At 68.2% G+C, this 13,643-nt stretch carries 9 protein-coding genes; 2 read left to right on the top strand and 7 right to left on the bottom strand.

Translation table 11 applies throughout. From position 1 onward, the window contains the following. Nucleotides 1-95: 95 nt before the first annotated feature. Both N5D20_RS20990 and N5D20_RS20995 read left to right on the top strand, forming a co-directional pair. Nucleotides 96-2,414 carry a TonB-dependent receptor gene (locus N5D20_RS20990; protein ID WP_279915100.1) on the top strand — a complete coding sequence of 773 codons (2,319 nt, stop codon included), beginning with the start codon at nt 96-98 and terminating at the stop codon, nt 2,412-2,414. A 21-nt stretch (nt 2,415-2,435) separates the two neighbouring features. Continuing rightward, nucleotides 2,436-3,893, top strand: a complete 1,458-nt coding sequence (locus N5D20_RS20995) for an esterase-like activity of phytase family protein (RefSeq protein ID WP_279915099.1) — start codon at nt 2,436-2,438, stop codon at nt 3,891-3,893. Nucleotides 3,894-3,983: 90 nt separating this feature from the next. Here N5D20_RS20995 and N5D20_RS21000 read toward each other — a convergent pair whose 3' ends face one another. Genes N5D20_RS21000 through N5D20_RS21030 form a run of 7 tightly spaced genes read right to left on the bottom strand, consistent with a single transcriptional unit; the run spans nt 3,984 to nt 13,544 of the window. Next, nucleotides 3,984-4,742, bottom strand: coding sequence for a 2,3-dihydro-2,3-dihydroxybenzoate dehydrogenase (locus N5D20_RS21000; protein WP_049480895.1), 759 nt, complete (start codon nt 4,740-4,742; stop codon nt 3,984-3,986). Next, nucleotides 4,733-8,623, bottom strand: coding sequence for an enterobactin synthase subunit F (locus tag N5D20_RS21005; protein ID WP_279915098.1), 3,891 nt, complete (start codon nt 8,621-8,623; stop codon nt 4,733-4,735). The genes N5D20_RS21000 and N5D20_RS21005 overlap by 10 nt, the downstream gene beginning before the upstream one ends. Beyond that, complete coding sequence (locus tag N5D20_RS21010) at nt 8,620-8,877, bottom strand: phosphopantetheine-binding protein (RefSeq protein ID WP_046986169.1); 258 nt, start codon at nt 8,875-8,877, stop codon at nt 8,620-8,622. Before N5D20_RS21010 ends, N5D20_RS21005 begins: the two co-directional genes overlap by 4 nt. After that, entirely contained in the window at nt 8,877-9,509 is a 633-nt protein-coding gene (locus tag N5D20_RS21015) for an isochorismatase family protein (protein ID WP_279915097.1), read from the bottom strand. The genes N5D20_RS21010 and N5D20_RS21015 overlap by 1 nt, the downstream gene beginning before the upstream one ends. Beyond that, nucleotides 9,509-11,161 (bottom strand): AMP-binding protein, encoded by a 1,653-nt coding sequence (locus N5D20_RS21020; RefSeq protein WP_143994015.1) that lies wholly within the window; start codon nt 11,159-11,161, stop codon nt 9,509-9,511. The genes N5D20_RS21015 and N5D20_RS21020 overlap by 1 nt, the downstream gene beginning before the upstream one ends. Then, the gene (locus N5D20_RS21025; protein WP_010485225.1) at nt 11,158-12,351 is read right to left on the bottom strand and encodes an isochorismate synthase; all 1,194 of its coding nucleotides are present in this window, start codon (nt 12,349-12,351) and stop codon (nt 11,158-11,160) included. Before N5D20_RS21025 ends, N5D20_RS21020 begins: the two co-directional genes overlap by 4 nt. Further along, entirely contained in the window at nt 12,348-13,544 is a 1,197-nt protein-coding gene (locus N5D20_RS21030) for an MFS transporter (RefSeq protein ID WP_043396400.1), read from the bottom strand. Before N5D20_RS21030 ends, N5D20_RS21025 begins: the two co-directional genes overlap by 4 nt. Between the last annotated feature and the right edge of the window lie 99 nt (nt 13,545-13,643).

A 13,643-nucleotide genomic window follows, 5' to 3' on the forward strand; every position in this document is an offset into this window, starting at 1 on the left:
GTGCAGCGCCTGCAGTCGCATCGCTTGTCTCCCCTTTTCAATTCCATGAGCTCCGCGCCAGCGCGGTGGCTCGTGCCTGCCTGAGTGTCTGCAACATGACGAAGACTTTGTTGGCCGCCGCGCTGTCGATCGCGCTTGCTCCCGCGGCCTGGGCGCAGGATGCTGCCCCGACCTCCCATGGCACGTCCGCCACCGACCTCGATGCGGTTTCGGTGATCGGCAGCGGTGAAGCGCGCCAGGTGCAGCGCATCACCCGCGAGAACCTCGACATCCTGCCGCCGGGTACCAGCCTGCAGAAGACCCTGAACCTGCTGCCGGGCGTCAACGCGCAGTCGGCCGATGCGCTGGGCACCAACGAGCAGTCGATGACCCTCAGCCTGCGTGGCTTCAACTCCACCCGCCTCGGCTACACGCTGGATGGCGTGCCGCTGGGCGATGGCGCGTACAACAACTACAACGGCCTGACCATCAACCGTGCGCTGATCAGCGAGAACATGGCCGGCGCCGAACTGGCCGTGGGTATCGGCAGCCTCGGCACGCCATCCACCAGCAACCTCGGCGGCACCATTTCGTACACCTCCGACCGCCCGGCGCAGGAACTCGGCGGCCGCGTGGTGCAGACCTTCGGCAGCGATGCCAACCGCCGCACCTTCGTGCGCGTGGACAGCGGCGAGTACAACGGCTTCTCCGGCTACGTTTCCGGCATGAACGCGGTCTCCGATCTGTGGAACGACCAGACCGCCTACAACAGATCCACCACCAAGCAGTTCAACGCCAAGGGCGTGTGGAACTTCGACCGCGGCCAGATCACCGGTTTCGTCGATACCTCGCGCACTACCCAGGCCGACTACTTCTACCTGTCCAAGGACGAGATGTCGCGCGGGCTGGGCTGGGACTGGGGCGGCTATGCGCCGGACTGGAACAAGGCCGTGGCCAAGGCCTACTGCAATACCGCCAGCTTCAACGCGAAGAAGTGCGACAGCAGCGGCCGGGACAAGGATGCCGACGGTGCGTTCACCGCCGGGCAGATCCTGCGCGATGACAACCTGTACTACCTGGCCGGCGATTTCTTCCTGGCCGATGGCTTCAGCCTGCGGGCCCTGGCCTACCACCACGACGACCGCGGCGAAGGCCACAACTGGAACAGCGGCGCGTGGTCGAACAAGGGCACCGCGCAGGAAATCCCGATCATCTTCCGCAACACGATCTATACCATCGACCGCGATGGCGGCACGCTTTCGTTCGATTGGGAACTGGGCGCGCACCGCATCGAGGGCGGCGTCTGGTACGAGCGCAACACCAGCAGCGCCGAGCGCTACCAGACCGCCGTGGACGGCCCGCGCGACCTGAGTGGCATGAACACCCTGCCCTCCGACGTCGGTGTGTTCGCCCAGCGCACGCGCTGGAAGACCCACCAGTTCTTCCTGAAGGACACCTGGCGCCTGCTCGATGATCGCCTGACCCTGGAGTTCGGCGCCAAGAGCCCGCATGCCACCTCCGATGCGCAGGCCCTGCCGGGCGACGCGAAGGCGCCGATCTCGCCGACCTCCAACAACCAGTTCGCCACCGGCGAACTGAAGGCCAGCAAGAACTTCCTGCCCAGCATCGGCGCCAACTTCCGCCTGGCCGAGCATCACGAAGTGTTCGCCAGCTACGCCGAGAACATCGCCATGTTCCAGGGCGGCTTCAAGCTGGGCCCGCAGGCAGTCAGCCAGGCCACCTGGAACGCGCAGGGCAACCTGAAGCCGGAAGAATCCCGCTCGCTGGAGGCCGGCTACCGCTTCGTCACCGATACCCTGCAGGCCTCGGTCGCGGCCTACAGCGTGCGCTTCGACAACCGCCTGCTGCAGTACAACCCCTGCGACTCGCGGCAGCCGGTCGGCCCGACCTGCGGCAACCGCTTCTACAACGTCGGCGGCGTCGACAGCCGTGGTGCCGAGCTGACCGTGCTGTGGACCCCGAACGAGCACTTCAGCTGGTACACCTCGGCCTCGCTGAACCGCTCGACCTATGCGTCGAACTACGTGCAGGCCGGCGTCGAGCAGCAGATCAAGGGCAAGATCCAGACCGATACACCCAAGCAGCTGCTGGCCACCGAGATCACCTGGCGCGACAACGGCTGGTTCGCCAGCCTGCGCGGCAAGTACACCGGCGAACGCTTCTACACCTACACCAACGACCAGGGCTTCGGCGGCTTTACCGTGTTCGATCTGGCCGGTGGCTATGACTTCGGCCAGGTCGGCTTCGCCAAGGGCATGCGCGTGTCGTTCAACGTGACCAACCTGACCAACAAGCGCTATGCCAGCAACCTGGATTCGAGCGTGTTCGCCCCGAGCGACCCGGCCGGCAAACTGTACGTGTTCCATGCCTCGGCACCACGCCAGGTGTTCGGTACGATCGACCTTCGCTTCTGATTGACCGCCCGGAGTCCACTGATGCTCACGACCGCCCTGCTGATGGCCACTCTCTCCGCCAGCGGATACTCCGCTCCGCATGAGGCAACGGGTGCAGCGCCGCGTACCCTGCAGCTGGGCGGTCGCAGCTATGTGGACAAAGGCCTGGTCGCCGCCGGGCGGGTGCCGGCGGGCACGGTGGACTTCCTGGGCGACACGCTGGGATCGTTCTCGTCGCTGGCGGTGCAGCCCGGCACCTGGAAGCGCACTGCCAACGGCTACGAAGGCGTGCTGTGGACCCTGCCCGACCGCGGCCGCAACGATCCCGAGGCTGGCCTGTTCTACGACTACACCGGCCGCGTCGAGCGCATGCAGCTGCGCATCGACGTTTCCCCGGGAGAGCCCGAGCTTGGCACGCTGGCGATGGTGCCCGACAAGGGCGTGGTACTGAAGGATTTCAACGGGCAGCCGTTCACCGGTGCCGACCCGGGCGACCACACGGTCACTCAGCGCCAGGTGGTGCTGCCTTCGCCGGCCAGCGGCGCCGGTGCGGGCAAGGTCTCGCTGGATGCTGAGTCACTGCAGTTCACCGCAGATGGCCACTTCTATATCGGCGACGAGTACACCGCCAACGTCTACTACTTCGATGCGCAGGGCCAGGTGCAGGGTGTGATCGTGGCACCACCCGCGATCCGTCCGCAGCGCGACGGCAAGCCGGCGTTCGGTTCGCTGGCACCACCGCAGACCGGTCGACGCAACAACCAGGGCGTGGAAGGCATGGGCCTGTCACCCGACGGCAGCCGCCTGTACGTCGCCCTGCAGAGCGCGACGCTGCAGGACAGCGCGCAGGGCAACGCGGCGGGCCGCATCAACACCCGCGTGCTGGTCTACGACGTGAAGGCCTCGCCAACGCCACAGCAGCCGATCGGCCATTACGTGATGGCTTTGCCTGCCTACGCGCACGACGGCAAGGGCAAGCTGGACCGAACCGCGGCGCAGAGCGAGCTGCGCGCGCTGGACGGCCATCGCTTTCTGCTGCTGGCCCGCGACGGAAACGGGCTGGGCAAGGACGGCGACGACCCGATCGTCTACAAGTCGGTGCTGCTGGTCGATGTGACCGATGCCACCAACCTGGCCGAAAGTGCTTATGAAACCGGCACGGCCTCGGTTCTGGCCGACCCGACCGACACCGCGCTGAAGCCGGAGATCATGCCAGCACGCAGCGACGAACTGCTGAACCTGCTGGACCGCCCGCAGTTGGCCCGTGCCGGGCTGGACCTGGACACAAAGCGCGGCCCACATGCCGGACTGCTGTCAGAGAAGTGGGAAGCCATGGACGTGCTGCCGGCGCTGGACCCGCAGCACCCGAACGACGTACTGCTGCTGATCGGCAACGACAACGACTTCATCGCCCGCCACTGCCGCATGCAGGGCCAGGCCTGCGACAGCCCGTACGACAACGACAACCGCGTGCTGGTGTACCGCCTCACACTGCCCTGAGCGCAAACCGATGCCACGCCCGCTGTAGAGCCGAGCCCATGCTCGGCTGCCTTCGCCCTCAGCCGAGCGTGGGCTCGGCTCTACAGAAGCTCAGCCGCGAAGGGTGGCGCCGCCATCCACATACAGGTCGCTCATCGCCACATGCCCGGCCTGTTCGGAGAGCAGGAACATCACCGAGTGCGCGATGTCCTCCGGGGTGGCCAGCTTGCGCAGCGGAATGCCGGCCTTGTAGGTTTCAAGGTTGCCGGCGATCACCCGCTCGGCACCATGCTCGTCCAGCCACATGCCGGTCTGCATCGGGGTCAGTGTTGAACCCGGGGCAACGATGTTGCAGCGGATGCCCAGCGGCGCCAGTTCCAGCCCGAGGCAGCGAGAAAACATCGTGGCGGCGGCCTTGGAGGCCGCATAGGCCGCCATGCCGTGCCTTGGTACACCGGCCGCATTCGAGCTGACGGTAACGATCGCGCCCTGCCGACGCGGTGACATCACCCGCGCCAACGCCCTTCCGACATGGAACACGCCATCGGCATTGACTGCAAACACCCGGCGCCAGTCGTCGTCGGTGGTCCCGGTGACGCCGCCCACATGCAGTACGCCGGCCACGCTGGCGGCCAGCATGATCGGCCCGATGCTGGACTCGACCTGATCCACCAAGGCGTCCACGGCGGCGCTGTCGGTTACATCGAGTGCGAGCGACTTCACCCGGGTATCGGCCACGCGCGGCGTCTCGCGATCGGTCGCCACCACCGTGCAGCCGGCCTCGGCCAACAGCCGTACCAACGCCTCGCCGATGCCGCCGGATGCACCCGTAACCAACGCCACGCGGCCGTCGAAACCGGTCAACTGCATGTTGCGATCTCCTGTTGCTCATCCCAGTGGCGCAGCCGCGCCGACAACCACGGCGCCAGCTGCGCCACCGCATCGCGGCCGGTCAGTTCGGCGTGCAGGAACGGCAGTTCCAGCGCCTGCACCCTGCGCGCGTGGGTCCGCCACAACGTCGATTGCAGCTGTGGCCGCGCCTGATGATCCCGACCAGCACGGACGTGCACCAGCGTGCCGTCGAACGGTTGGTGAATATGTTCGCGGATCAGTCGATTGGTGCCGGTCACCGCGCGCACCACGCCATCGAGCACCACATCCGGCAGGCTGCCGAGTGCACTGCCGCCACGGCGCAGGAACCCCAGAATTCGTTCACGGCTGTCGAGTTCCGGATGCGCATCCGGATCGTGGCCGGCAATCGCCAGCAATGCCCGCAATGCGGCGATGGGATCGGGTTCCGGTTCGGCCCGCCAGCACTCGCTGGGATACGCGTCCAGCAGCACCAGCTCGCCGACGTCGCGGCCGATTTCATGCAGGCGCACCGCCATCGCCTGGGCGAGGATGCCACCTACCGACCAGCCCAGCAGATGCACTGGCCCCTTCGGCTGTAGTGCGACCACGCGCTGCACGTAGTCGTTGGCCATCGCCTCGATGCTGCTCGGCAGCGGCTGCCGGGCGTCCAGTGCCGGCGACTGCAGGCCGTACACCGGGCGTGCCGGCTGCAGTGCCCGGGCCAGGGTGCGGTAGTTCCAGGCGATCCCCCCGGCCGGATGCAGCACGAACAGCGGCGTGGGCCCGGCGGCGTCGGTTGCGGCCAATGCGATCACCGGCCCCAGTGCGTGATCGGCCAGCGCGGGAGGCTCGGCAATACGAACCGCCAGTGCGGCCACGGTGGGCTGCGCAAACAAGGCACCCAGACCCAGATCACAGCGCCAGCGCTGCTCGATCGCCAGCAGCAGGTGCACCGCCGACAGCGAATCACCGCCGAGACTGAAGAAATCTGCATCCACTGCCACCGGCGCCTCACGCCCAAGCGCCTGGGCGAACAACAACGCCAGCTCCTGTTCCAACGGCGTGCGCGGCGCCAAGCCGGCAACTTCAAGTTGCGGAGGCTTCGGCAACGCGTTGCGGTCGAGCTTGCCGTTGGCGGTCACCGGCCAGTGGTCCACGCCGACAAACGCCGAGGGCACCATATAGTCCGGCACGCGCGTGGCCAGGTGGCTGCGCAGCGTTATGGCATCGGCAAGCGCGGTCGGCAGATACGCCACCAGACGCACTTCGCCGGGAGCATCCTGGCGCAGCAGCACTTCCGCCCGCTCCATGCCAGGCAGCTCGCGCAGTGCCGCCTCGATCTCGCCCAGCTCGATGCGCAGGCCGCGCAGTTTCACCTGGTGGTCGCTGCGGCCGAGATACTCGACCGCACCATCGCGGCGCCAGCGTGCTACGTCGCCGGTGCGGTAGATGCGCTCGCCCGTCAGGAAGGGATCGGCAAGGAAGCGCTCGGTGGTCAGATCATCGCGACCGAGATAGCCACGCGCCAGCTGGACGCCACCCAGGTACAGGTCACCGGGCACGCCCACCGGCACCGGCTGCATCCGGGCGTCCAGCACGTACAGGCGGGTGTTCCAGACCGGGAACCCGATCGGCACCGGCCGCGAACGATCCTGCGCCGACGCCGGCCAGTAGCTGACGTCCACCGCAGCTTCGGTCGGGCCATACAGGTTGTGCAGCTCGGCGTGCACACGCGCGTGGAAGCGGTCGCGGGACGAAGCATCCAGCGCCTCGCCACTGGTGAACACCCGTCGCAGCTGCAGCCCTTCGGAGGCCGGTGCAGCGAGGAAGGCATCCAACATCGATGGCACGAAATGCGCCGTGGTGATGCCATGCTCGCGGATCAGCCGCGCCAGTTCAGTGGGATCGCGATGCGCGTCCGGCCCGGCGACCACCAGCGTGGCCCCGCACAGCAGCGGCAGGAAGAACTCCCAGACCGAGACGTCGAAGGTGGCCGGGGTCTTCTGCAGCACGCGGTCATCGGCGCGGATGTCGTAGTGCTCGCGCATCCACAGCAGGCGGTTGACGATGGCACGGTGTTCGATGACCACGCCCTTGGGCTCGCCAGTCGAGCCGGAGGTATAGATCACGTAGGCCGCATCGTCAGGTGCCGGATCGGCCCACGGTGCGGCAAAACTCAGCGCAGTCCACTGCTCCGGCGCGAGCACCGGTACGCCGGCCACGCGCGCCGATACGTCCGCCGCAGCCAGTACGCACACCGGCTGTGCCGACGCGAAAATACGTGCCAGCCGCTCATCGGGATGGGCCAGGTCCAGCGGAAGGTAGGCCGCGCCTGCTCGCAGCACCGCGACCAGAGCGATCACCAGCTCCAGCGAGCGCGGCAATGCCACCGCCACCACGCTGCCCGGGCCGACATCCATTGTCCGCAGCTGTGCCGCCAGCGCGAAGCTGCGCGCTTCCAGCGTTGCGTAGTCCAGCGTAGTGTCGCCGAACACCAGTGCCGGCGCGTGCGGGTCCCGATCCATGCCCTGCTGCAGCAGCTCGACCAGGGTCGTCTCCGGCAGGGCGTGCGCGGTGGCATTGAAGCCTTGCAGAACCTGCTGCGCCTCCTCGGGCGTCGCCAGAGGTGCGGCTGCGATATCGTCAGCCTGCAGTGCCGAGGACACGAAATGCAGCAGCCGCGCCGCGTGCGCCTCGACATCCTCGCGACTGTACAGCGCGGGATTGGCCTCGATCTCCAGATCCAGCAGCGCCTGGCCATCGCCACGGAAGCCCAGCGTCAGATCATCCACCGGCCCGGTGCACAGCACCTCCAGCGTGGCCTGCACGCCTGGCAGGGCCAGCGGCTTGTAGAACGGCTGCACATTCACCAGGGGGCCGTGCAGGCGCTGCTGCGCGCCGACCAGGCCCAAGTCCCGGCGCAGTTGCTCGCCGCGGTAGCGGCCGTGCTTGCGGCCCTGGCTGAGCTGCCGGCCCAGGCTGCGGGTAAAGGTCTCGACGCTGCCCTCGCCGGCGGCCACGCGCAGCGGCAACACATTCATCACCATCGCCGGCACCCGCGCCGACGCGTTGCCGAGCCGGCCCATGTAGGGCACGCCCAGCACCACTTCATCGGCCGCGCTCATCCGCCGCAGGTACTCGGCCGACAACGCGGCCAGCACGTCTGGCCAGGGCTGCAACCAACGTACCGATGCCTGCAGCAACTGCTCACGGAATGCCGCATCGAGCGGCTGCACCCAGCGCAGCGCGTCGTCACTGGCCGCGAGCGTACCGGCCAGACCGACGCCCGCCGGTGCCCCCTGCATGTGCTCGCGCCACCACTGCCCGGCCTGCGTGCGGCGCGGGTCGGCACGATAAGCAGCATCGTCGGCCAGCACGCCCGCCAGCCCCGGCAGTGGCTCACCCATACGACCGGCATACAACGCGCACACGCGATCAGTGAACAGCGCCATGCCGTAACCATCGGTGGCCAGATGATGCACACGCAGGTACCAGACCCAGCGCTGCCCGCCCAGCTCAAGCAGCACCTGCTGACTGATCCGGTCGCGGGTGGGATCGACCGGGCTCAGCCGGTCGGCGTGCATCAGGTTGCGTGCCGCAGCGGCGGGATCCGTCTCGGTGGACACATCACGCACCGAAAGCAACGGCACGTGTGCGGGGTCATGCCACTGCAGCGGCTGGCCATCGGCCCCTTCGGCAAAGCGCAGTGCTAAGGCCTGGGCCTCGCCTGCAGCCTGGTCTGCCGCTGCGACGAACGCGGCCACGTCCAGCGGGCCATCGATCCACACCGCGTGCGCGGTATTGAATGACGGGTTGTCCGGTGCCAGCCGCTGTGCGAACCACAGTCCCGCCTGGGCCTCGGTCAATGCCACCGGCGTGGCCAGCGCGGCGGCGTTCATGCGTTCTGCGCGGCCTGCAGCGTCTGCACCACGTTCCACCACTGGCGCAGCGTGGTGTGTTCGGCCAGCTGCGAGAACTCCAGCGGCAGGCCGGTGTTGCCCCAGGCCAGGACCAGGCCGAGCATGCGCATCGAATCCAGGTCCAGGTCGATCAGGTTGTCGTCGTCACCGATCTCGGCAGGTGTGCACTCCAGCACGCGCGCCACATCGGCACGCATCCGCTCCAGATCCAGCACCTCACCCGTGGCAGCCATCACAGCACCTCCAGCAGCTGGTCGGTGATCATCGGCACCCCGCTGGTGCGTGCGATCCAGTGCAGCGCCTGATCGTGATCGGCGCGCGAGAAGTCCGCCACCGCGTCAGCGGCGATGAAAGCCTCGATGTCACGCTGGAAGGCCTCGACCACGGTCGCGGTGCAGCCGATATGGGCGTACACGCCAGTCACCAGCAGCTGGTCGCGCCCACGTACCCGCATCAGCGTCTCCAGGTTGCTGCGCTGGAAGGCGCTGTAGCGGTGCTTCACCAGCACGTGCTCGCCTGGCTGCGGTGCCAGCGCCTCGATGATCGGTTCGTGGTCGGCGCTGCGGCGCATGCCCGGTCCCCACAGGTCGGCCTGCAGGCCACGGTCACGGCGGTCCTGGTCGCCATGCTGGGCGGTGTAGAACACCGGAATGCCGTGCGCGCGGCAATGCGCCAGCAGCCGTGCGATGTTGTCCACGGCCGGCCGTAGCGGTGCATTACCGGCGTCGAAGGCGGCCAGGAAGTAACGCTGCATGTCGTGCACCAACAGCGCGACACGAGCGCGCTGCGGGCGCCACGGGCCACGCGCCTGCGGCAGTTCGGCGGCGGTCGGCAAGGGATAGTCGGTAATACGGGGCAGCGCCATCAGCGCGTTCCTCCTGTCTGTTGCAGATGACGCGCACGCAATTGCGCGCGCAGTTCGCGGCGGCTGATCTTGCCGACCGCAGTGGTATCGAAACTGTCGACGAACACGACCTGGTCGGGCACCTTGAACGCCGCCAGGCCGCGCCCGCGCATCCAGGCCTTCAGTGCCGGGGCCTTGAACGGCTCGCCCTGCGCGATCACGAACGCACAGCTGCGCTCGCCCAGATACTCATCGGGAATGGAGACCACGGCGGCGTCGAACACACCCGGGTGCGCCAGCAGGTGGTCCTCGATCTCCTCAGCGGAGATCTTCTCGCCAGCGCGGTTGATGTGGTCACCCGCACGGCCCTGTACCACCAGATAGCCACCGGGCAGCTGCTGCACACGGTCGCCGGTGCGATAGAAGCCGTCGTCGGTAAACGAGCGCGCATTGGCCACCGCATCGTTGTGGTAGCCACGGATGGTGTACGGGCCACGGGTGAGTAGATGCCCCACCTCGCCCTCGGCCACCGGCTGGTCATGGTCATCGACCACGCGCACTTCATCATCCGGACTGATCGGTCGCCCCTGGCAGGCCACGATCAGTTCTTCCGGATCATCCAGGCGGGTGTAGTTCACCAGCCCTTCGGCCATGCCGAATACCTGCTGCAAGGTACAGCCGAGGCCGTCGATCACCCGCCGCGCGGCTTCCGGCACCAGCTTGGCGCCGCCCACCTGCAGTACCTGCAGGCTGGACAGGTCATGCCTGCTGGTGGCGGCCGCCTGCGCCCACAGCAGCGCCAGCGGCGGCACCAGCCCGCAGCAGGTCACCTGTTCGCGGGCGATCAGCGGGAAGGCCACATCCGGTCCGGGGCCGGGGCTGAGCACGACGCGGGCACCGGCGTACAGCGCGCCGAAGAAGCCGGGCGAGCTCATCGGGAAGTTGTGCGCAGCCGGCAGCGCGACCAGGTAGACGCTGTCGCGGTCTATGCCGCAGAGGTCATTGCTGGCGCGGAACGAGTAGATGTAGTCGTCGTGGGTACGCGGAATCAGCTTGGACAGCCCGGTACTGCCTCCGGAAATCTGCAGGAACGCTACCGATTGCGGGTCCGGATCGACCGGCAGCTGGCTGCGATCGCCCTGCAGCGCCTCCAGCGCGACGAACTCCGCCGCATCGCCGTCGATCACCACATGGCGAACCGCCGGGACCTCGGCCTGCAGCGCCCGCGCCAGCCCGCGGTGATCGAAGCCGTCGTGCAGTGCCGTGGTGATGTAGGCACTGGCTTCGGCCTTGCTGGCGAAGTGCACCAGCTCGGTGATGCGGTGCGCCGGCAACGCGTACACCGGCACCAGCCCGGCACGGAACAGGCCACAGACCGTGGTGATGAAGCCTGCCGTGTTGCCCAGCTGCACCAGCACCCGCCCCCCTGGCTGCAGGCCCAGCGCCAACAGGCCGGCGCCGATCCGCCCGGCCTCGTGCCACAGCTGTGCATAGCTCAGGCGGACGTCGCCGGCGACCACCGCGATGTCATCGGCATAGCGTTCTGCACGGTCGCGCAGGAACGCCGGGAAGGTCTCGCCACGCCAGTGACCGGCCTCGCGATAGCGCGCCACCAGCGCGTCGGGCCACACCTGCTGCAGTGGCAGGCGGGAGGATTCAACGGAAGCATTCATGCGGCAGGCTCGATGGCGGGCGCGGATTCATGGACACCCAGCGCGTTCAACAGGGCAGCAAACTTCGCTGCGGTTTCAGCCACCTCGGCCTCGGGGTGCGACTCGGCGACGATGCCGGCACCGGCATACAGGCGCAGTTGCGTGCCCTGCAGGCGCGCGCAGCGGATCGCCACGTACCAGTCGCCGTCACCCTGCGCGTCCAACCAACCCACGGCGCCGGCATAGAAGCCACGCGGTACAGGTTCCAGCTCGCGGATGCGCTGCAGCGCCGCCAACCGTGGCGTACCGCAGACCGCCGGCGTGGGATGCAGCTGTGCCAACAGCTCGGCCGCCGATGTCTGCGGATCCTTCAGGGTGGCGTGGATGCGTGTGCCGAGGTGCCACATGCTGGCGGTGGCATGCAGCACCGGGCGCGGCTGTGCATCGATGTGGCTGCAGTACGGTGCCAGGCCTTCGACGATGGCTTCGACCACGTGGCGGTGCTCGTCGTGGTCCTTGGTCGAGGCCAGCAGCGCCTGCGCCGCACGCTCGTCCTCGGCGGCATCGGCACTGCGCCGCGCGGAACCCGCCAACGGATGCGACAACAGTTCGGCGCCGCGCTTGCGCAGCAGCAGCTCCGGCGTCGCACCGACCAGCCAGGCCGGTGCCTGGCCCAGCTCCACCGGAAGCGGCACCGCGTAGGTCGCCACCGACGGATCCGCGCCCAGGCGTGCCAGCAGCACGTCCGGAGAAAGCGCCTGGCGGGTGCGTGCCAGCAGGCTGCGCGCCAGCACCACCTTATGCAGGTTCTGCTCGGGCGCACGCAAGGCCTGCACTGCCGCAGCGACTGCAGCGGCATAGTCCTGCGGCACAGGTTCGGCCCGCAGGGCGCCGTCCAGCGGCGGTGCGGCCTGCGGCTGCAGTGCCAGCGCCGGCAGCAGGCGCTCGGGCTGGTACAGCGCATCGTCGGCACGCGGCTCGAACGGCACCGCGCCAACCAGCAGGCCCGGGCCGCCACGCTGCTGGGCAAAGAACTCCGAAACGCGTTCTGCCAACGTCGCCAGTGCACCGGCTGGCAACGTGGCGCGGCAACCGCGGGCGTGCACGTGCTGGCCGGCATGCCGCAGCAGGAACAGCGACGCGTCGTCGGTGCTCTCCTGTGGTGCTGGCGCAGCCTCCGGCCACGCGCCCTGCATCAGGGAATCGTTCATGGGGTCTCCTTCATCCGATGCGCTGCGGCCAGCGCGCACAGCAACAGCAGCAGCGCGCCCACCAGCAGGTAAGGCAGGCTTGGCCCGCCGCGATACAACAGCGTGCCGAGCATCGGCCCGGCCACCATGCCCAGCCCTTGCGCGGCCGCCACGGTGCCTGCGGCGGCGCCCTGCTCGTGCGCCTCTACCGCATCGGCGGCCAGCGCCTGGAACGAGGGGAATACGAAGCCCATGCCGAACGCAGCCAGCGCATAGGCCGCAGGCAATTGCCAGGCCTGCTGCACGCCCGCCACCGAAGTGAAGCCGATGCCGGAAATGAGAGCGCCGAGGACGATCCAGCGACGTGGATGCACCTCCAGCTTCATCACCAGCGCCTGCGCCAGGATCAGGCCGACGCCAACGGCGGTGAGTGCAATGCCGGCCATGCGCGCGCCGGTCGCCGCATCCAGACCCAGGCGATCAATTGCGAAGAAGCCGACCGTGACCTGCGCGATAGTCACCGAGACCATGGCGATGAACGCTGCCAGCTGCGGCAGGCACAGGCGCGCGTCGAGGCGGCTCATCGGCGTGCGGCGCTGTGCGGACGCGCCCACCACGGGCGGTGTAGCCGGCAGCCGCCAGGCCAGCAATGCCAGTGCCAGCAACGGCAGCAGCGCGGCCACGTACAGCGCCAGCGACAGATTCGTATAGGCCAGCCAGCCCGCGGCGGCCGGGCCGAGCACCATGCCCAGCGCGTTGGCACTGCCCAGGCGGGCGAGGAATTTTGCACGCTGTCCGGTGGGTGCCTTGTCGGCGATCAGCGCGGCTGCGGTAGGAGGCACAGCCGCGTAGAACAGGCCGATCAGGCCACGCGCACCGACCAGCACCAGCACTGACACTAGCACCGGCGGCACTGCCTGCAGGGCGACGTCGATGAACACCGCCAGCGCGATATAGACCACGGTGTAGGCGCTCATCGCCAGCATCAGCACGCGTTTGCGGCCGATGCGGTCGCTGAGCTGGCCCCAGGGGCGCGCGGCCAGCATCCACAGCACGCCTGCGGCGGTGACCGACAGGCCGGCATGCCACTCGGACAGGCCGAGCATGCGGACCACCGGGCCGATCACAGCGACGAAGGACATCATCGCCATGGTGCCGATCAGGGCAGCCAACACCAGCGCCGGCAAGCCGGGAACGACGGGACGTGCGTGCATGAAACACCAGCCGTAACAGGAAAGGATTGGCCGGGCGCGTCTGCACGCCCCGCCCGGCACCCGCCCCACTCAGGACCGGATGCCACGCTTAAATGATAA

The sequence above is a fragment of the Stenotrophomonas sp. GD03877 genome (assembly GCF_029840555.1).
In the GTDB taxonomy this organism is placed as follows: domain Bacteria; phylum Pseudomonadota; class Gammaproteobacteria; order Xanthomonadales; family Xanthomonadaceae; genus Stenotrophomonas; species Stenotrophomonas geniculata.

Excerpts from the sequence above, each read along its gene's own strand:
- N5D20_RS21030 (WP_043396400.1), bottom strand. The coding sequence starts at position 13,544 with ATGCACGCACGTCCCGTCGTTCCCGGCTTGCCGGCGCTGGTGTTGGCT.
- N5D20_RS21000 (WP_049480895.1), bottom strand. The coding sequence starts at position 4,742 with ATGCAGTTGACCGGTTTCGACGGCCGCGTGGCGTTGGTTACGGGTGCA.
- N5D20_RS20990 (WP_279915100.1), top strand. The coding sequence starts at position 96 with ATGACGAAGACTTTGTTGGCCGCCGCGCTGTCGATCGCGCTTGCTCCC.
- N5D20_RS21005 (WP_279915098.1), bottom strand. The coding sequence starts at position 8,623 with ATGAACGCCGCCGCGCTGGCCACGCCGGTGGCATTGACCGAGGCCCAG.
- N5D20_RS21025 (WP_010485225.1), bottom strand. The coding sequence starts at position 12,351 with ATGAACGATTCCCTGATGCAGGGCGCGTGGCCGGAGGCTGCGCCAGCA.
- N5D20_RS21010 (WP_046986169.1), bottom strand. The coding sequence starts at position 8,877 with ATGGCTGCCACGGGTGAGGTGCTGGATCTGGAGCGGATGCGTGCCGAT.
- N5D20_RS20995 (WP_279915099.1), top strand. The coding sequence starts at position 2,436 with ATGCTCACGACCGCCCTGCTGATGGCCACTCTCTCCGCCAGCGGATAC.
- N5D20_RS21020 (WP_143994015.1), bottom strand. The coding sequence starts at position 11,161 with ATGAATGCTTCCGTTGAATCCTCCCGCCTGCCACTGCAGCAGGTGTGG.
- N5D20_RS21015 (WP_279915097.1), bottom strand. The coding sequence starts at position 9,509 with ATGGCGCTGCCCCGTATTACCGACTATCCCTTGCCGACCGCCGCCGAA.